Source organism: Oryzibacillus soli (assembly GCF_051594765.1).
In the GTDB taxonomy this organism is placed as follows: Bacteria; Bacillota; Bacilli; order Paenibacillales; family NBRC-103111; genus Paenibacillus_AR.
Map to the genome: position 1 here is coordinate 44065 of NZ_JBPPGJ010000028.1, position 17486 is coordinate 61550.

A 17486-nucleotide genomic window follows, 5' to 3' on the forward strand; every position below is an offset into this window, starting at 1 on the left:
CCCCGCAAGGCTTTTTCCTAGCACTTCAAAGATAGGATTAGTATACATGATGCCTTGAATTATCGTCAACTAGCGCCATCTGGAAAAGAAGTGGATGAGGAAGAAAGAGAGCCGTTCTTCAGGAGCCTCCGCGGCGCCATTTTTCGAACAGGGCTCTCTGCTCCTCCGTCAGTTTGCTGTCGATCGAATTCTTCTTCAGGGAAACCTTCGACTCAATCCGCTCGCGGACCTCCCGCTGGGATTGCTTCACCTTCACGAGCAATTCCCGGGCCGGCAGGCGGAACGCCCCTTGGCCGAAGACGACGCTCTGCTCCGCCATGTCCGAGGTGGCCACATAGACGTGGCGCCGCCGCCCGATGAGACCCAGGGTCAGCCGCTCGATCAGCTCATCCGCCGTTTCCTTCTCCTTCGTGTAGAGAATCTCCAGCTTGCTCTGCTCGTACTTGCCGCCCAAGCCTGGGACCTGATGGGCATCGAACACCAGATACACCTTCATGCCGCTGAAGGCCTGGTAATCGGCCAGAGCGTCGATGAGCCGGTCCCGGGCCTGCTCCAGCTCGATGTCCCGGAGCTTGGCCAGCTCGGGCCAGGCCCCGATAATGTTGTACCCGTCAACGATCAGATATTCCTTCATGGGCGCCCCGCAGGCTTACCGCTTGGACAAGCGCTGCCGGACCACCTCGTACATGAAGATGGATGCCGCGACTGAGGCATTCAGCGAATTGATCTGCCCCTGCATGGGAAGCTTGACGTTAAAGTCGCAGCTTTCCTTGACCAGGCGCCCCATGCCCTTGCCTTCATTCCCGATCACGATGGCCACCGGCATATGGAAATCCACGTCATACAGAGACTTGTCCGTATGCACGTCCGCTCCAACCACCCATACCCCGGCTTCCTTCAGCTCCTTGATGGTCTGGGACAGATTCGTCACCTTGGCCACCGGCACGTATTCCACCGCCCCGGCAGAAATCTTGGACACCGTGGCCGTCAGCCCTACGGATCTCCGCTTCGGGATGATGATGCCGTGGACGCCGGCACAGTCGGCGGTCCGCAGGATGGAGCCCAGGTTGTGCGGGTCCTCGATCTCGTCCAAGATGATCAGGAAGGGCTGCTCTCCCTTGGCGCTGGCCCGCGCCAACAGATCCTCCACTTCCGCATATGCGTAAGGCGCCACCTGCGCCACAACGCCCTGGTGGGACACGCCTCCCGCCATCTGGTCCAGCTTGCGCTTGTCCACCGTCTGGACGATGATGCCCGCGGCCTTGGCCTCGGCCAGCACGGGACCCACATAATGCTTCTGGGCGTTCTCCGCAATCCAGATCTTATTCACGGTACGGCCCGAACGGATGGCTTCCGTAACGGAATGTTTGCCTCCGATATATTCTTCTTCCATGCCTTCCTCATTCCCCTCAAGTCCCCTTGTCACAAGAGGACAACGTTCTATTTCCCGGAAAATACATCGCTTCCGGCCTCATCGACCGCAAGCCTCATCAGCTCTTCCATCCGCTCTGCCTGTCCGGTGTAAAAAAGCCAGCCCAGCAGGCATTCGAAGGCCGTGCTGTGCCGGTAAACGAGAATATCCGTGTTCTTCGGCGAGGTGCCGGACTTGGCGTTCCGCCCCCGCTTCACCCACTCCGTCTCCTCCTCGCTCAAGAGGGGCAGCAGCCGCTCCAGAGCCTTGGCCTGAGCCTTGGCGGACACGTACCGGGTAGAGCTCTTGTGAAGAATGTTCGGCCGCTGGTTCGGCTGGGAGATCACATACTGCCGGACGAACACCTCGTAGACGGCGTCCCCCATATAGGCCAATGCCAGCGGGTTCATCTGCCTCGCTTCCTTGTGAGGCGGATAGTAAAATGCCTGACTTTTCCCGTCGTTGGACATGACGTCACTTCCTCTTCCAGCGCATGCCCTGGGGAGTGTCCTCCAGCAGGATGCCCTTGGCAGTCAGAAGATCCCGGATCTCGTCCGATCGGGCCCAGTTCTTCGCCTTGCGGGCTTCCGCACGCTCCGCGATCAGCGCCTCGATCTCCGCGTCCAGCAGGTCCTCGCCTTCTGCCGTTAATATGCCCAATACGCCGTCCATCTCTTGGAACAGCCGCAGAATGGCTTCCAGCGAGCCCTTCGTTACCGATTCGTTCTGGCCCAAGTACCGGTTCGTGTCGCTGACCAGCTCGAACATGGCGGTGATGGCGTCCGGGGTGTTGAAGTCGTCGTCCATCTTGGCCACGAACTGCTCAGAGGCCCGGACGGTGAAGGCCAGCACCTCATCGTCGGCAGGTCCTTCCGCCGCGGCGGACAGGCGGTGCTTCACATTGGCCACGCTGTTGTTCAAGCGCTCCAGACCGTTCTTGGCTTGCTCCAGCACCTCGTCGTTGTAATTCAGCGGGTTCCGGTAGTGGGTCGACAGGATGACGAACCGGAACTCCTGAGGCTTGGCGATGCCCAGAATGTCGCGGACATTGAGCACGTTGCCGATGGACTTGGACATCTTCTCGTTGTTCATGTTCAGATAGCCGTTGTGCATCCAATAGCGCGCGAGGGGCTGATTATTCAACGCCTCGGACTGGGCCACCTCACACTCGTGGTGAGGGAAGGTCAGATCCTGTCCGCCGCCGTGAATGTCGATGGTGTTACCGAGGTATTTCCTCGCCATCGCCGAGCATTCGATGTGCCAGCCGGGGCGGCCGTCGCCCCACGGGCTGGGCCAAGCAATCTCGCCGGGCTTGGCACCCTTCCAGAGCACGAAATCCTCCGCATGTTCCTTGCGCTCATCCACCTCGATCCGGATGCCGAATTGCAGCTCCTCCAGATTCTGCTGGGACAGCTTCCCGTACTCGGCGAATTTCAGCGTGCTGAAGTACACATCCCCGCCGCTCGGGTAAGCGAAGCCTTTGTCCACCAGACCTTGGATGAAGTCCACAATCTCCCGGATGTTGTCCGTGACTCTCGGGTGCAGGGTTTCCTTCACGCCCAGCGCCCGGCTGTCCTCCAGGAATGCCTGAATGTAGCGCTCCGCCACCTCTGGTACCGAGGTGCCTTCCTCCTGGGCGCGGCGGATCATTTTGTCGTCCACGTCGGTGACGTTCACCACATAAGTGACCCGGTAGCCGGTATATTCCAGGTATCGCCGGACCACGTCGAAGAAGATCACCGGCCGCGCGTTCCCGATGTGGATATAGTTATATACCGTCGGGCCGCAGACGTACATCCGGACTTTGCCGGGCTCGAGGGGCTCGAATGTTTCCTTCGCTCTGTGCATCGTATTATACACTTTGAGTGTCATGAAGCTGGATGCCTCCGTTTCGTTTTTTCTCTTCTTCCAATAGCCGCTTCAGGTCATCGATCTGCTCCTGCATGTGGCGGAACATATCCACCACCGGATCGGGCAGGCTGGCATGGTCCAGCCGGTCCACCCGGATGCCATCCCGCTTCACCACGCGGGCCTTGAAGCCGACTACCGTGCTGTTGGCCGGAACCTCCGACAGCACCACGGCGTTGGCGCCGATCCGGGAGTTGTCCCCGACCTTGAAGGAGCCTAGGACCTTAGCCCCGGACGCGATGACCACATTGCTGCCGATGGTGGGGTGCCGCTTGCCTTTTTCTTTGCCGGTACCCCCCAGCGTAACCCCCTGGTACAGCACCACATCATCGCCGATCTCACAGGTTTCCCCGATCACGACGCCCATCCCGTGGTCGATGAACAGCCGATGCCCAATCGTCGCCCCTGGATGAATCTCGATTCCTGTGAAGAACCGGCTGGCTTGGGAGATCACGCGGGCGATCGTGTAGCGCTTCTTCTTGTAGAGCCAATGGGCGACCCGGTGGGCCCATATGGCATGCAGTCCCGAGTAGGTGCAGATCACCTCGAAGCGGCTTCGGGCCGCCGGGTCGTTGTCGAATACCGCTTGCACATCACTTTTCATCGTCCTGAACAATCGTGCTCCCCCCTCCCATGAACTCTACAGCAAGCAAAAAAGCCCCCGCAGCCGTAATAAGGCTGCAGAGGCGTTCGTGACGCGGTCCCACTCTGCTCGGTATGGCCCGGGTCCATTCCTGGACGCAAGACCTACCCTTGTACGGTTGATATCGGCAACCGGCCGGCGGGGTCTACGGGTAGTCCGTTCGATCCGCTGCTCCCAGGTGCATTTCCATTCAGCGGGTATGGATGTCTCCCAGCCGACGGCCGCGGTTGCGGCGCGAAGGACATCCTCTCTGACAAACCCTGGCTGCCTGTACTCTCCTGATCATAGCCTTGACATGTTCTAGATTGGTTCCATTATACGGAACTTCGGGTCTTAAGACAATATGAGGCGAAGACGGGCGGCCACTTTTTCTTTGCCCAAGAGATGGATGGTGTGGTTCAGGTCCCGTCCATGCATCTGGCCGGTCAGCGCCACACGGGTCGGCATGAACAGCTGCTTGCCCTTGAAGCCGGTTTCCTTCTGCACTTCCTTCAGCATGGCTCCGATGGTCTCCGGTGCGAAGTCCTGCGCCGTCTCCACCTTGCTCAAGAAGGCGCCCAGCACCACCGGCACGCTCTCCTCCTTCAGGATGGCGGCGGTCTCCTCGTTCTCCATCTCCACATCGTCGCGGAAGAACATGGAGGACAGGGGCACAATCTCCGCTCCGTAGGTCAGCTGCTCCTGGTAGAGAGCCACCAGCTTCTCTACCCAAGCCTGTTCTTCAGCGGTACGCTCAGCCGGCACCAGGCCCGCCTTGACCAGATGGGGCACGCAGAGGCCGATCACGCGGTCGAGGTCCGCTTTTTTCATATAGGCGTTGCTCAAGTGGTTCAGCTTGTGGGTGTCGAAGATGGCGGGGGACTTGGAGACGCGACCCAGATCGAACTGCTCGATCAGTTCCTCCTTGCTGAAGATCTCCTGCTCGCCGACCGGGGACCAACCCAGGAGGGCGATGAAATTCAGCACGGCCTCCGGAATGTAGCCCAACTCCGCATATTGGTTCATGAACTGCAGGACGGTCTCGTCCCGCTTGCTCATCTTCTTGCGGTCTTCATTCAGGATGAGCGCCAGGTGGGCGAACTCCGGTATCGGCAGCCCCAGTGCCTCATACAGCAAAATCTGGCGCGGCGTATTGGACAGGTGCTCTTCCCCGCGGATCACCAGATTGATCTTCATCAGGACGTCGTCCAGCACGACGGCATAGTTGTAGGTCGGCATGCCGTCCGGACGCTCGATGATGAAGTCACCGATTCCGTCGGATTCGAATTCCACATGCTCCCGTACCCGGTCCTCGAACGCAATGATCCGTCCGGACGGCACCTTGAAGCGGACGGATGGCTTGCGGCCCTCAGCCCGGAAGGCTTCCACCTGCTCTGGCGTCAGATGACGGCAGCGGCCGGAGTAGCCGCCCATCTCTCCCCGGGCCTCCTGCTCCGCACGCTCCTTCTCTAGATCCTCCTCGGAGCAGTAGCAGTGATAAGCATGGCCGGAGGCCAGCAGTTGGTCCGTATAAGGCGCATACAAGTGGAGGCGCTCCGTCTGCCGGTAAGGCGCATAGGGGCCGCCCACATCGACACTTTCATCCCATTCCAGTCCAAGCCAACGGAGTCCGTCCAGCTGATCCTGGATCCCGGATTCCTTATGCCTGGTCTGATCCGTATCCTCGAAGCGGACCACGAATTGGCCGCCGTGCTTGCGTGCCATCAGATAATCGAACAAGGCGGTTCTGGCTCCGCCGATATGGAGATGCCCCGTCGGACTGGGAGCATAGCGTACGCGTACATCCTGATTCATCTTCCTGGTACCCCTCTTCTGTGAATGATTTCACCTGATCATACCATAATCTTCAATTCTTGATAAGGCATACGACGGCCTGGGCCGCGATCCCCTCTCCACGGCCGGTGAAGCCCAACTGCTCCGTGGTGGTGGCCTTGACGTTGATCTGATCGGCCTCCGCATCCAGCACGCCGGCGATCACTTCGATCATCTGCGGGATATACGGAGCCATCTTCGGCTTCTGGGCGATAATGGTTGCATCCAGGTTGCCCAGCTTGTACCCCATCCCCTTGCCCAGCCGCCACACGTGCTGCAGCAGCTTCAGGCTGTCTGCATCCTTGAAGGCCGGATCCGTGTCCGGGAAATGCTTGCCGATGTCTCCCTTGCCCAGCGCACCGAGAATGGCATCCGTGATGGCGTGCAGCAGCACGTCCGCATCGGAATGGCCCAAGAGACCCTTCTCGTAGGGAATGTCCACCCCGCCGATTATACACTTGCGCCCCTCTACCAGCTGATGGACGTCGAAGCCTTGTCCTACCCGTATCATCCGCTTCTCCCCTTTATCGTTGTTTCAGCCGGAACTCCGCCCACTCCAGGTCCTCGGGAGTCGTAAGCTTGATGTTGCCGTAGCTGCCTTCCACCACATAGACTGGCTGCCCCGCATGCTCCATGAGCATCGCATCGTCGGTGCCCAGGTAGCCCTCCCGCTCGGCCAGCTCATGGGCAGCCAACAGCTCCGAAAGCCGGAACCCCTGCGGTGTGTGGATTGCCCATACGGTCTTCCGGTCAGGGGTCGATTCGATCCTGCCGCCGGCACCGACGATCTTAACCGTATCCTTAGCCGGCACAGCCAGCACAGCAGCCCCGTAGGTACGGGCCCCTTCCAGGCACGCCAGGGTATCCCGCTCGGTAATGAAGGGGCGGACCCCGTCATGCACCAGCACCCATTCCACCTCCGGGTCCAGCGCCTGGAGCCCCAGATAGACCGAGGATTGACGCTCCGGCCCGCCGGTCAGAACCGCCGTAACCTTGCTCAGCCCATATTGGTCCACATAATTCCGGCATCGTTCCTCGTCCCCTGCCCCAATAACCAATACGACCGTATCTACGGCCTCCATAGCTTCGAAAGCCTCCAGCGTATGGACCAGCACCGGCTTCCCGGCCAAGGGCAAATACTGCTTGCTGACGGCCCCGCCCATCCGCGTTCCTCTTCCGGCAGCGACGACGACCACTCCGACTTGTCCCATCCTCCAACCTCCGCTATTAGCCCCATGAATCGTACAATCGAACGAAGGAGATTGCGCAAGCGCAATCTCCACGTTTATCCATTATTATTACTATACCGTTTTATTGAGCTTTTTCCAACAGTTTCGGCTTGGCGAAGATCATCCGGCCCGCGGAGGTCTGCAGGACGCTGGTCACCATGACCTCCATGGTGGTGCCGATGTAATCCCGGCCGCCCTCCACGACGATCATCGTGCCGTCATCCAGGTACGCCACGCCCTGGCCGTGCTCCTTGCCGTCCTTGATGACCTGAACCACGATCTCCTCGCCGGGAAGCACCACGGGCTTGACCGCATTGGCCAGATCATTGATGTTCAGCACCGAGACTCCCTGCAGCTCGCACACCTTGTTCAGGTTGAAGTCGTTGGTGATCACCTTGCCGCGGAGCAGCTTAGCCAGCCGGACCAGCTTGCTGTCCACTTCAGAGATCTCTTCGAAGTCACCCTCGTAGATCAGAACCTTCACGTCCAGTTCCTTCTGAATCTTGTTCAGAATATCGAGCCCCCGGCGGCCTCGGTTGCGCTTCAAGAGATCCGAGGAGTCCGCGATGTGCTGGAGCTCCTCCAAGACGAACTCGGGAATGACCAGGGTCCCTTCGATGAAGCCGGTCTTGCAGATGTCCGCGATCCGCCCGTCAATGATGACGCTGGTATCCAGAATCTTGCTTTGCTCATGGGACACCGCTTCCGGCTCTTTGTCCTTCGGCAAGGACCATTTGGAAAAAAATCCGATAAGATCGTCTTTCTTCGCGTACCCCAACCGGAAGCCCGCATAACCGAGAAGACCTGTCGCCACTACCGGCAGGAACGAGCTGCCCGCTCCCATATTCCCCAAGGCGGGAAAGACCATAACGGATACCAGAAGCCCCAGAATTAACCCAAATAACCCGGATAATAAGTGGGACAGGGGAGTTCGGACCATGTAATCCTCTCCAAGGCGGACCCATCTGCGGCCCACCGTGTCCGCCACTTGCACCACCACTAATCCTGCTGCCGCTCCGGCTAGCATCGTCCAGATGACCGGACCCTGGATTCCGCCCGTTCCCGGCAGCTCCTGAAGGATTCTCGCCGCAGGCGCGTTACCTCCGGTATTCCATTCATAGCCTAGAGCCGCTCCAACGATCACGGCCAGCAGTTGAAACCATTTTTTCATAACATTCACCTCCTGCTACCAGTATGAACCAATTTCCAACGGCCTAAACGTGCCCTGCCCCCCAGGAAACGCCAAATTGAATTGTGAAGGGGCTTGCTATATAATGGGGAAAAATAACCTCTTCCCGAGGAAAGTCCCCGAGGTGACTGTATGAGCACATTAAGCCTGAAGGAATTCCAGGATCAAGTCTCCGCCTTGTTGCTCCGCCATCGCAGCATGCTGGATGTCTTGTCCAAATTCCAGCAGTCCAACGCTGCGGCCAACCGTGCCGTCGTGAAGTCCATCACGGAATGCGGATGCATTGAAGTGCACGCGTCCAAGCAGCACTACACGTCGGAGATGACGCTGGAGCAGGCCAAGAATCAGCTCGATACCCACATGGACGGTCAGGTTTGTGAGCATTGCAAGGAGATCATCGCCTCCGAGCTCGGCAAGAATCTGTTCTACATGGCTTCCTTATGCAACCTGCTCGATATGGATATGGAGAAGGTCGTCGCCCAGGAATCCGCCAAATGCTCTACGCTCGGGTTGTTCAATATTCGATAATCCATGCCGGATGCATAAAAAAGCATTTATTTTCCTCCCCGGAAAATAAATGCTTTTTATTTGGGCTTATATGCAATTGTTAGGCTCTTACACGTTGGTTTCCTTCACCGGCTCTTCCTTCGGAAGATGGCGGTTGCGGCGCTTGCCGATCCGGTCCAAACGAGCGAAACGCTCAACGTTTTTTTTTAGTCCGTACAGGGCATAGATAACCAGCGGGATGAAGATCAGCTTGGTCAGGTGCTCCGGGAACTTGATTGCCAGAACCACAGCCACGATCACCACGATGGGCGTAGCCCAAATCGCGGACTTCGGAATGCCGAATTTCTTGAAGTTCGGGTACTTCACAGTGCTGACCATCAGGTAGGACAAAAGAAGGGTGCTCAAGAGAAGCACGATCTCATTCATGTCCTGCGCGAACAAGGCCAAGGTGCAGAGTACGCCTCCGGCTGCCGGAATCGGCAGGCCGATGAAGTAACCAGGAGTGCCGGCGATGACATTGAACCGGGCCAAACGAAGCGCGCCGCATATCGGGAAGATGGCGGTCACGATCCAAGCCGTAGGCTCATTGATGTTCTGGAAGCCAACCACATACATGATGAAAGCCGGTGCTACACCGAAGGATATGACATCGGACAGAGAGTCCAGTTCTTTGCCGAATTCCGATTGAGCATTCAATGCGCGGGCAACTCGTCCGTCCAATCCGTCGCACAGCATGGCCACGATGACCATGATGGCAGCCAGTGCCGGATAGTCGTTGAAGACAAGTATAATCGCGAGTATTCCCAAGAACAGGTTCCCGATCGTGAACATGTTGGGAACGGATTTTCTAATCAATGCCGCCACCTCGTTTTGTAAAGATTCGATGAAGCCATCAGGAATCTTTTACGATTTCTTCACAAACCCCATTCACTACTTCATGATTGTATGCAATTTAAATATGTCTGTCAATGAATACTTGATCCTGTATCCGCTTTAAACCTTCCTTGATGGCGCGGGCCCGCACCTCGCCTATACCGTCAACTTCATCCAATTCCTCGATGGTCGCCATGACCATGTGGGGCAGGTATTCGAACTTCTCCACCAGGTTGGCGATGATGATGGAAGGCAGTCTCGGAATCTTGTTGAGCACCCGGTAACCGCGGGGAGACAGCTGCTCCTCCAGCATGGAATTAGAATGCGGATACCCCAGAAGCCTTGCCAAATCATGCTGGTCCAGGATCTCGTCGGAGCTCAACCGTTTTAAGGCCATGCGAATTTCCTTGATTTTCTCGTCCGATGGGTCTCTTGCATAGTCTTTCAGTAAGAGAAGCATCTCATACTCCGTGTTGCCGACCAATTCTTCCAGCTGCATGCTGATCAAGCGTCCCTCGGTACCGAGCTCGTTAATGTAACGCTTGATCTCTCCTTTTATACGCAGCACCATCTCAATGCGTTGCAGAACATTACAAACATCATGGACCGTCACCAATTCTTCAAACTCGGAGGCCCCCAGGTTGGTTAAGGCCTGGTCCTGAACGGTCTTGTACTTCTCCAGGGTCTGAATGGCCTGATTCGCCTTCGTCAGAATGACCCCGATATCTTTAAGCGCATAGCGCAGGGTTCCCTGGTACAAGGTGATGACATTCCGGCGTTGAGAGATGGAGACTACCAGCTTGCCGGTTTGCTTCGCCACCCTCTCGGCGGTCCGGTGACGAATGCCTGTCTCCGAGGAGGAGATGGTCGGATCCGGGATCAGCTGCGTATTCGCATACAGAATCCGGCGGATATCTTCGCTCAGAATGATGGCCCCGTCCATCTTGGCCAGCTCATACAGGTGATTGGGCGAGAACTCGCAGTTAATGGAAAATCCTCCGTCCACAATGTCCATCAGGTCCGGGCTGTAGCCCACGACGATCAGCGCGCCGGTCTTGGCGCGCAGCACATTTTCGAGTCCGTCCCGGAAGGCCGTTCCCGGCGCCACCATCTGAAGCAGCTTGCTCATCAAGTCCTGTTTCTCCTCATCCTTACCCATGGGAACCCTCCCCTCTTCCGTTTAACGGTTCAGTGCCGCGGCCAGGGCTTCCTGCACCGTGCTCACTCCGATAATTTGAACCTGCTTGGGCGGCGTCCAGCCCTTCAAGGATTTCTCCGGCAGGATGATTCTCTTGAACCCCAGCTTCACCGCTTCGTTCACACGCTGGTCCACCCGTGATACGCCTCGCACCTCACCCGTCAGTCCGATCTCGCCGAATGCCGCGTCGAAGGGCTGCGTCGGCGTGTCTCGGAAGCTGGATGCCACGCTGATGGCTACGGCCAGATCCGCCGCGGGCTCATCCAGCTTAACGCCGCCCGCTACGTTCAGATAGACGTCCTGCGTCTGCAGGAACAGGCCGTTCCTTTTCTCCAACACCGCTATGATCATGGACAGCCGGTTATGGTCGAAGCCCGTGGCCATTCTCCTGGGGGACGGGAAGTTGGTGGGACTGACCAGTGCCTGCAGCTCCACCAGAACCGGACGCGTTCCCTCCATGCTGGCCACCACCGTGGAGCCGGCTACTCCCAAAGGGCGTTCCGAGAGGAACAGCTCCGACGGGTTATTGACCTCCACCAGTCCCGTCTCGCGCATCTCGAAGATGCCGATCTCATTGGTGGAGCCGAAGCGGTTCTTCACCGCCCGCAGCACCCGGTAGGTATGGTGGCGCTCCCCTTCGAAGTACAGCACACAGTCCACCATGTGCTCCAGAAGCCTGGGACCCGCAATGGCCCCCTCCTTGGTGACATGACCCACCAGAACCGTGGCGATTCCCTTCATCTTAGCTATTCGCATAAAGTGTGCCGTACATTCCCGAACTTGGGAAACACTACCCGGCGCCGAAGCGATGGCAGGATGGAATACGGTCTGAATCGAGTCAATGACGAGGAAATCCGGCTCCACCTGATCGATGGCGTTCATGATAGACTCGATGTTGGTCTCGCACAGCACGTATAGGAGCGGTGACATGGCACCCAGCCGGTCTGCCCGGAGCTTGGTCTGCCGCGTCGATTCCTCTCCCGATATGTACAGCACCTTCAGCTCCTTCTTCGTCAGCTCGAAGGAGGTCTGCAGAAGCAGCGTAGACTTGCCGATTCCCGGATCGCCGCCGACCAGAATGAGGGAGCCCGGGACTACGCCTCCGCCCAGCACCCGGTTCAACTCTTGGTTGTCCGTGGTGATCCGCGGTTCTTTCGCACTTTCTATATGTATGATGGAGGTCGGTTTTTCTTGCGTTTGGAATGCGGCACCCGACAAACCCGGTGTGCGGACCACCGACTCCACCTCTTCGACGAAGGTGTTCCAGCCTTGGCAGCCCGGGCATTTGCCCATCCATTTGGGGGTTTCGTAGCCGCACTCGGTGCAGCTGAATTTGGTCTTGGTCTTGGCCATGGAGATCGATTGCTCCTTAATCCGATGCAGGTGTCGTAAACTTAACTTTACCATTTTTGGGCGGTCGCGTCTATTAACAGCACGGGAAGACACAAAAAGTCCCGAACCCTTCAGAAGGGTTCGGGACGATCTTCATTCACCAGCGGTTTATTCGGCGGCGGCGCCCTGGTTGCGGAGCACCACCAGCTCGCCTTCCTTCTCATCAATCGTCAGGCTGTCGCCTTTATTGATGTTGCCCTTCAGAAGCTCCTCCGACAGACGGTCCTCGATGTGCTTCTGGATGGCCCGGCGCAGCGGTCTTGCGCCGAAGGTCGGGTCGAAGCCTTCCTTCGCCAGGAACTTCTTGGCGGAATCGGTCAGCGTGAACTCCACCTCTTGCTCCTTCAGGCGCTTCAGCAGTTCGTCAGCCATCAGGGTGACGATACGGGCAATATGCTCTTCGTCCAGGGAGTGGAACACGATGATCTCATCGATCCGGTTCAGGAACTCGGGACGGAAGTTTTTCTTCAGCTCGCCCATGACCTTATCCTTCATGTTGTTGTATTCACGGCCGGCGTCATTGCCGGCTGTGAAGCCCAGGGACGTCTGCTTCTTGATCGCATCGGCGCCCACGTTGGAAGTCATGATGATCAGTGTGTTGCGGAAGTCTACCGTGCGGCCCTTGGAGTCAGTCAGACGGCCGTCCTCCAGCACCTGCAGCAGGATGTTGAACACTTCCGGATGGGCTTTCTCGATTTCGTCCAGGAGGACGACGGAATACGGCTTGCGGCGAACCTTCTCGGTCAACTGGCCGCCTTCCTCGTAGCCCACGTATCCCGGAGGCGCTCCGACCAGACGGGAGGTGGAGTGCTTCTCCATGTACTCCGACATGTCGATGCGGATCACGGCGTTCTCATCGCCGAACATCGCTTCAGCCAAGGCACGGGCCAGCTCGGTCTTGCCGACGCCGGTCGGACCCAGGAAGACAAAGGAGCCTATCGGACGCTTCGGATCCTTCAGGCCGGCGCGGGCACGGCGGATGGCACGGCTGACGGCTTTGACGGCTTCATCTTGGCCGATGACGCGGTCGTGGAGGATCTCTTCCATCTTCAGCAGACGCTCGGTCTCCTCCTCCGCCAGCTTGCGGACCGGGATGCCGGTCCAGCTCGCCACGATCTGGGCGATGTCGTCCGGAGTCACCTCGGAATCGGTGCGGCCCTGCTTTTCCTTCCACTCGTTCTTCGTGGATTCCAGCTCTTCGCGAAGCTTCTGCTCGGTGTCGCGGAGTGCCGCGGCCTTCTCGAATTCCTGGCTCTGAACGGCGGAATCCTTCTCCTTGCGGACGTCCTCCAGCTTCTGCTCCAGCTGCTTCAAGCTGGGCGGTACGGTGTAGGACTTCAAGCGGACCTTGGAGCAGGCCTCGTCGATCAGGTCGATCGCCTTGTCCGGGAGGAATCGGTCGGTAATGTAGCGATCCGACAGCTTGACGGCTTGCTGCACGGCATCATCGGAGATCTTCACCCGGTGATGGGCCTCGTAGCGGTCACGCAGACCGTACAGAATCTGGATGGCCTCCTCCGGAGTAGGCTGATCGACTGTGATGGGCTGGAAGCGCCGTTCCAAGGCGGCATCCTTCTCAATGTATTTACGATATTCGTCCAGCGTGGTGGCGCCGATGCACTGGAGCTCGCCGCGGGCCAGAGCCGGCTTCAGGATATTGGAGGCGTCGATGGCGCCTTCGGCACCGCCTGCCCCGATCAGCGTGTGCAGCTCGTCGATAAAGAGGATGATGTTGCCCGCTTGGCGGATCTCATCCATGATCTTTTTCAGACGGTCCTCGAATTCGCCGCGATACTTCGTGCCCGCTACGACAGAGCCCATATCGAGGGTCATAACGCGCTTGTCGCGCAGGGTCTCCGGAATTTCATTCTGAACGATCTTCTGGGCCAAGCCCTCCGCGATGGCGGTCTTGCCGACGCCGGGCTCCCCGATCAGTACCGGGTTGTTCTTGGTACGGCGGCTCAGCACCTGAATGACGCGTTCGATTTCCTTGCTGCGGCCAATTACCGGATCCAGGTTGCCTTCCTTGGCAATGGAGGTCAGGTCGCGGGCCAATCCGTCCAGCGTCGGGGTGCTGACGTTCGACGGCGTGCCGTGGCTGGTGGAGACGGCTTCGCTGCTGCCGAGCAGCTGCAGCACCTGCTGGCGGGCCTTGTTCAAGCTAACCCCCAGGTTGTTCAGGACGCGGGCCGCTACGCCTTCACCCTCGCGGATCAGGCCCAGCAGGATATGCTCGGTGCCAACGTAGGTGTGGCCCAGCTTGCGGGCCTCGTCCATCGACAGCTCGATGACTTTTTTGGCGCGGGGGGTATATGCAATGTTGGAGGGCTGCTCTTGACCGCGGCCGATCAGGGATTCCACCTCGTCTTGGATCTTCTCGAGTCCGAGACCGAGGGAAATCAGCGCTTTGGCTGCAATGCCTTCACCTTCCTTGATCAGACCGAGCAGGATATGCTCCGTCCCGATATTGTTGTGCCCGAGCCGTACGGCTTCTTCTTGGGCCAAGGCCAACACCTTCTGTGCGCGTTCCGTAAATCTGCCAAACATCATATGAAACACCTCCAAATGGTATGAACTTTTATCTTTGAGCCAGACGGCTGCGGATCAGCTCCGCTCTCCGGATATCCCGGTCATCGGCTGAAAGCTTCTCTCCTGTTAACTGCTGCAGGAAGGCCGGCTGCGTCATGACGAGCAGCTCGTTCAGGGCCGCCTGCGGTACTCCCTTCAGGATGCCCAAGTCGGCGCCAAGCCGGACATCGGACAACCGCTGGGCGGCTTCCTTGGAGTCCATGATTACGGCGTGTGTCAGCACCCCGTAAGACCTGCAGACCCGGTCCTGAAGTCGTGCTCTCGACTCCGAAGCAAGCACTTGGCGGGCAGACCGCTCGTGCTCGATGATCTGCCGGACGACACCGTACAGATTATCGAGAATTTCCTCCTCCGATTGGCCCAAGGTGATCTGGTTGGAGATCTGGAACAGATTCCCCACCGCTTCGCTGCCTTCCCCATAGATGCCCCGGACCGCCAAGCCGACTTGCGTAATGGCCTGCAGAATCCGGTTGATCTGCTGGGTCATGACGAGTGCGGGAAGATGGATCATGACCGAAGCCCGGATGCCGGTGCCCACGTTGGTGGGGCAGCTGGTCAGGAAGCCTCTCTTCTCATCAAAAGCGTATTCCAATTGGTTCTCAAATATATCGTCAACCCGGTTGGCAATGGACCAAGCTTCCCGGATCTGGAAGCCTGAACACAGTACCTGGATCCGGAGATGATCCTCTTCGTTTACCATAATGCTGACCGACTCCGATTCATTCAGGAGCACGGCGCCGTTCTGTGATTCATTGGCCAGATTCGGGCTGATCAGATGCTTCTCCACCAGCACCTTCTTCTCCAAGTCGTTCAGGTTATTGAGCGTCAGGAATTCGAAGGATCCCCATTCCGCTAACCCGTCCGCCTGCAGCACCTGGCCTACCTTCTCCAGAACCTCCTGGGATTGGGACTTGGTGGCGAGCATTGGGAAAGGGTACCCGCTCATATTCCTTGCAATCCGTACTCTGCTGCTGATGACGATGTCGGATTCGGGGCCGTCGCCCTTCATCCAATCCGTCAGCGCCCGCTCGAAGAACTTACGGGAAATCATCGTTCGGATTCCTCCCTTTTACAAGCCGGAAATGTTGCGTTCCAGCTCCTTGATCTGATCCCGGATTCGCGCTGCAGATTCGAAGTCTTCCTGCTCCACGCGCTGCACCAGTTCCTTCTTCAACCGTTCGATCTCACGCTTCTGCTGGATTCTGCCGCCCGTCCGCGTCGGCACCTTGCCGGTGTGGAACGTATTGCCGTGCACCCTCTTGAACAAGGGATCCAACCGATCCTCGAAAAACTTATAGCATTCGCTGCACCCGAACCGCCCCAGCTTGCTGAATTGGGCGTAGGTGAGTCCACAATGCTCGCACCGGGGGGCTGTCGGCTTAGCGGCCCTGCCGGCGTTAGCCGGCTCGAAGTCCAGAAGTCCTGACAGCAGGTTGTGAATGGAGAAGCCCCCGGACGTACCGGGTATCATCTCCCCGCGCTCGCGGGCGCAGGATTCACAGATGTGAAATTCCGTCTTCTCCCCGTTCACGATCTTGGTGAAGTGAAGCGTAGCCGGTTTTTTCCCGCATTCCTGGCAAATCATTTCCGTTGGCCCTCCTAAGCGTTTTGTGACTGTTCGCCGGCTTGCAGCGAAGAAACAACACTTACATCGGAAGCATGAGCTTCAAGGACTTAGCAAAGCGATCAGCATCGCCTTCAGCAGCTTGGCTCGGACTTCATCCCGAATCGGAAGCTTAAGCTGGAGCACGTCCCTCGATATGGCGGCCCGGATGAGATTCGCCTCGCGACACGAGATTTGGTCCCCTTCCTCCAACTGATAGACAAGTCCTTCGGCGCTGGTCTGGTCAATTTGGTCCCCGATCGTCCGGAAGATGTGGTCCAGAATCTGCCCCCTCGAGGAGAGCTCCACCTTCTGGATCCGGATGTAGCCGCCACCGCCGCGTTTGCTCTCGACAATGTAGCCCTTCTCCAGGGTAAATCGGGTACTGATGACGTAATTGATTTGGGAGGGCACGCATTGAAACTCATCCGCCAGGTCATTGCGCTGAATCTCAATCACGCCGCCAGGACTTTGCTGCAGAATGCGCTTCAGGTACTGCTCTATGAGTTCCGAAATATTTCTCATCCCTCATCCCCTATCCTCCACGACGTCATGGTCATCTTGTATTGACTTTGACTTTCTTTGACCTTGTATTCATTATAATCATTTTTTTGGCGTTTGCCAAGTGGTTTGAATAATCGCACTTTTCAATTTTCAACAGCTCTCGGTTACAACACATTACTAAGTATATACCAAAAACCTCCGACTTACTGTTTCGAGCCGGACCAATTATTGCAGAAGCCCGTTAAGCATACTCCGGGCCGACCCCTCTCAAGCTGCTCGACGAGTAGGTTCGGACACTCTACAGCGTAGGACCTCGCGCACAAAACAAAGAAGCCTCTAAGCAGTATGCTTAGAGGCTTCTCAGTGCTTGGCGACGTCCTACTCTCCCAGGACCCTGCGGTCCAAGTACCATCGGCGCTGGAGGGCTTAACGGTCGTGTTCGAGATGGGAACGCGTGGTTCCCCTCCGCCATTATCACCAAACAGTCAAGGTTTGTACCTTGAAAACCGGATGCGAAACTTCCGAAAACCAATGGATAAGCCCTCGACCGATTAGTACTGGTCAGCTCCACGTGTTGCCACGCTTCCACCCCCAGCCTATCAACCTCGTCGTCTTCAAGGGGTCTTAC

General features: G+C 57.7%; 17 protein-coding genes and 2 rRNA genes. 1 reads left to right on the plus strand and 18 read right to left on the minus strand.

Translation table 11 applies throughout. The features are described 5' to 3' along the window. Positions 1-118: 118 nt before the first annotated feature. From ACSEXW_RS26315 to ACSEXW_RS26355, 9 genes are all read right to left on the minus strand, one after another. Positions 119-634: an NYN domain-containing protein gene (locus ACSEXW_RS26315; protein WP_438449165.1), complete on the minus strand. Its 516-nt coding sequence runs from the start codon at positions 632-634 to the stop codon at positions 119-121. Positions 635-649: 15 nt separating this feature from the next. Continuing rightward, positions 650-1393, minus strand: coding sequence for a 23S rRNA (guanosine(2251)-2'-O)-methyltransferase RlmB (rlmB, locus tag ACSEXW_RS26320; RefSeq protein ID WP_438449166.1), 744 nt, complete (start codon positions 1391-1393; stop codon positions 650-652). A gap of 47 nt (positions 1394-1440) precedes the next feature. Continuing rightward, entirely contained in the window at positions 1441-1881 is a 441-nt protein-coding gene (locus ACSEXW_RS26325) for a Mini-ribonuclease 3 (protein ID WP_438449167.1), read from the minus strand. Between the two features lie 4 nt (positions 1882-1885). After that, complete coding sequence (gene cysS, locus ACSEXW_RS26330; protein ID WP_438449168.1) at positions 1886-3283, minus strand: cysteine--tRNA ligase; 1398 nt, start codon at positions 3281-3283, stop codon at positions 1886-1888. Continuing rightward, positions 3264-3935 carry a serine O-acetyltransferase gene (gene cysE / locus ACSEXW_RS26335; protein ID WP_438449169.1) on the minus strand — a complete coding sequence of 224 codons (672 nt, stop codon included), beginning with the start codon at positions 3933-3935 and terminating at the stop codon, positions 3264-3266. The genes cysS and cysE overlap by 20 nt, the downstream gene beginning before the upstream one ends. 360 nt (positions 3936-4295) lie before the next feature. Beyond that, entirely contained in the window at positions 4296-5756 is a 1461-nt protein-coding gene (gene gltX, locus ACSEXW_RS26340) for a glutamate--tRNA ligase (RefSeq protein ID WP_438449170.1), read from the minus strand. A gap of 52 nt (positions 5757-5808) precedes the next feature. Further along, positions 5809-6285: a 2-C-methyl-D-erythritol 2,4-cyclodiphosphate synthase gene (gene ispF / locus ACSEXW_RS26345; RefSeq protein WP_438449171.1), complete on the minus strand. Its 477-nt coding sequence runs from the start codon at positions 6283-6285 to the stop codon at positions 5809-5811. Between the two features lie 13 nt (positions 6286-6298). Further along, positions 6299-6985, minus strand: a complete 687-nt coding sequence (gene ispD / locus ACSEXW_RS26350; protein ID WP_438449172.1) for a 2-C-methyl-D-erythritol 4-phosphate cytidylyltransferase — start codon at positions 6983-6985, stop codon at positions 6299-6301. Positions 6986-7085: 100 nt separating this feature from the next. Next, complete coding sequence (locus ACSEXW_RS26355; protein ID WP_438449173.1) at positions 7086-8174, minus strand: PIN/TRAM domain-containing protein; 1089 nt, start codon at positions 8172-8174, stop codon at positions 7086-7088. A gap of 150 nt (positions 8175-8324) precedes the next feature. Here ACSEXW_RS26355 and ACSEXW_RS26360 point away from each other — a divergent pair, with 150 nt between their 5' ends. Continuing rightward, positions 8325-8720, plus strand: a complete 396-nt coding sequence (locus ACSEXW_RS26360; RefSeq protein ID WP_438449174.1) for a nucleoside triphosphate pyrophosphohydrolase family protein — start codon at positions 8325-8327, stop codon at positions 8718-8720. An 87-nt stretch (positions 8721-8807) separates the two neighbouring features. On the opposite strand, the gene pssA is transcribed toward ACSEXW_RS26360, so the two are convergent. From pssA to ACSEXW_RS26405, 9 genes are all read right to left on the minus strand, one after another. Next, positions 8808-9554 (minus strand): CDP-diacylglycerol--serine O-phosphatidyltransferase, encoded by a 747-nt coding sequence (gene pssA, locus ACSEXW_RS26365; RefSeq protein ID WP_438449175.1) that lies wholly within the window; start codon positions 9552-9554, stop codon positions 8808-8810. 97 nt (positions 9555-9651) lie between these two features. Next, positions 9652-10731 carry a DNA integrity scanning diadenylate cyclase DisA gene (gene disA, locus ACSEXW_RS26370; RefSeq protein ID WP_438449176.1) on the minus strand — a complete coding sequence of 360 codons (1080 nt, stop codon included), beginning with the start codon at positions 10729-10731 and terminating at the stop codon, positions 9652-9654. A 21-nt stretch (positions 10732-10752) separates the two neighbouring features. After that, entirely contained in the window at positions 10753-12123 is a 1371-nt protein-coding gene (gene radA / locus ACSEXW_RS26375; RefSeq protein ID WP_438449177.1) for a DNA repair protein RadA, read from the minus strand. A gap of 147 nt (positions 12124-12270) precedes the next feature. Beyond that, the gene (gene clpC / locus ACSEXW_RS26380) at positions 12271-14712 is read right to left on the minus strand and encodes an ATP-dependent protease ATP-binding subunit ClpC (protein ID WP_438449178.1); all 2442 of its coding nucleotides are present in this window, start codon (positions 14710-14712) and stop codon (positions 12271-12273) included. Between the two features lie 28 nt (positions 14713-14740). Beyond that, positions 14741-15802, minus strand: coding sequence for a protein-arginine kinase McsB (gene mcsB, locus ACSEXW_RS26385; RefSeq protein WP_438449179.1), 1062 nt, complete (start codon positions 15800-15802; stop codon positions 14741-14743). A gap of 18 nt (positions 15803-15820) precedes the next feature. Next, positions 15821-16336 carry a protein-arginine kinase activator protein McsA gene (gene mcsA, locus ACSEXW_RS26390; protein WP_438449180.1) on the minus strand — a complete coding sequence of 172 codons (516 nt, stop codon included), beginning with the start codon at positions 16334-16336 and terminating at the stop codon, positions 15821-15823. An 81-nt stretch (positions 16337-16417) separates the two neighbouring features. Further along, positions 16418-16879 carry a CtsR family transcriptional regulator gene (locus tag ACSEXW_RS26395; RefSeq protein ID WP_438449181.1) on the minus strand — a complete coding sequence of 154 codons (462 nt, stop codon included), beginning with the start codon at positions 16877-16879 and terminating at the stop codon, positions 16418-16420. 344 nt (positions 16880-17223) lie between these two features. Next, a 5S ribosomal RNA gene (gene rrf, locus ACSEXW_RS26400) occupies positions 17224-17340 on the minus strand. A 49-nt stretch (positions 17341-17389) separates the two neighbouring features. Beyond that, a 23S ribosomal RNA gene (locus ACSEXW_RS26405) occupies positions 17390-17486 on the minus strand; the annotation flags it as partial.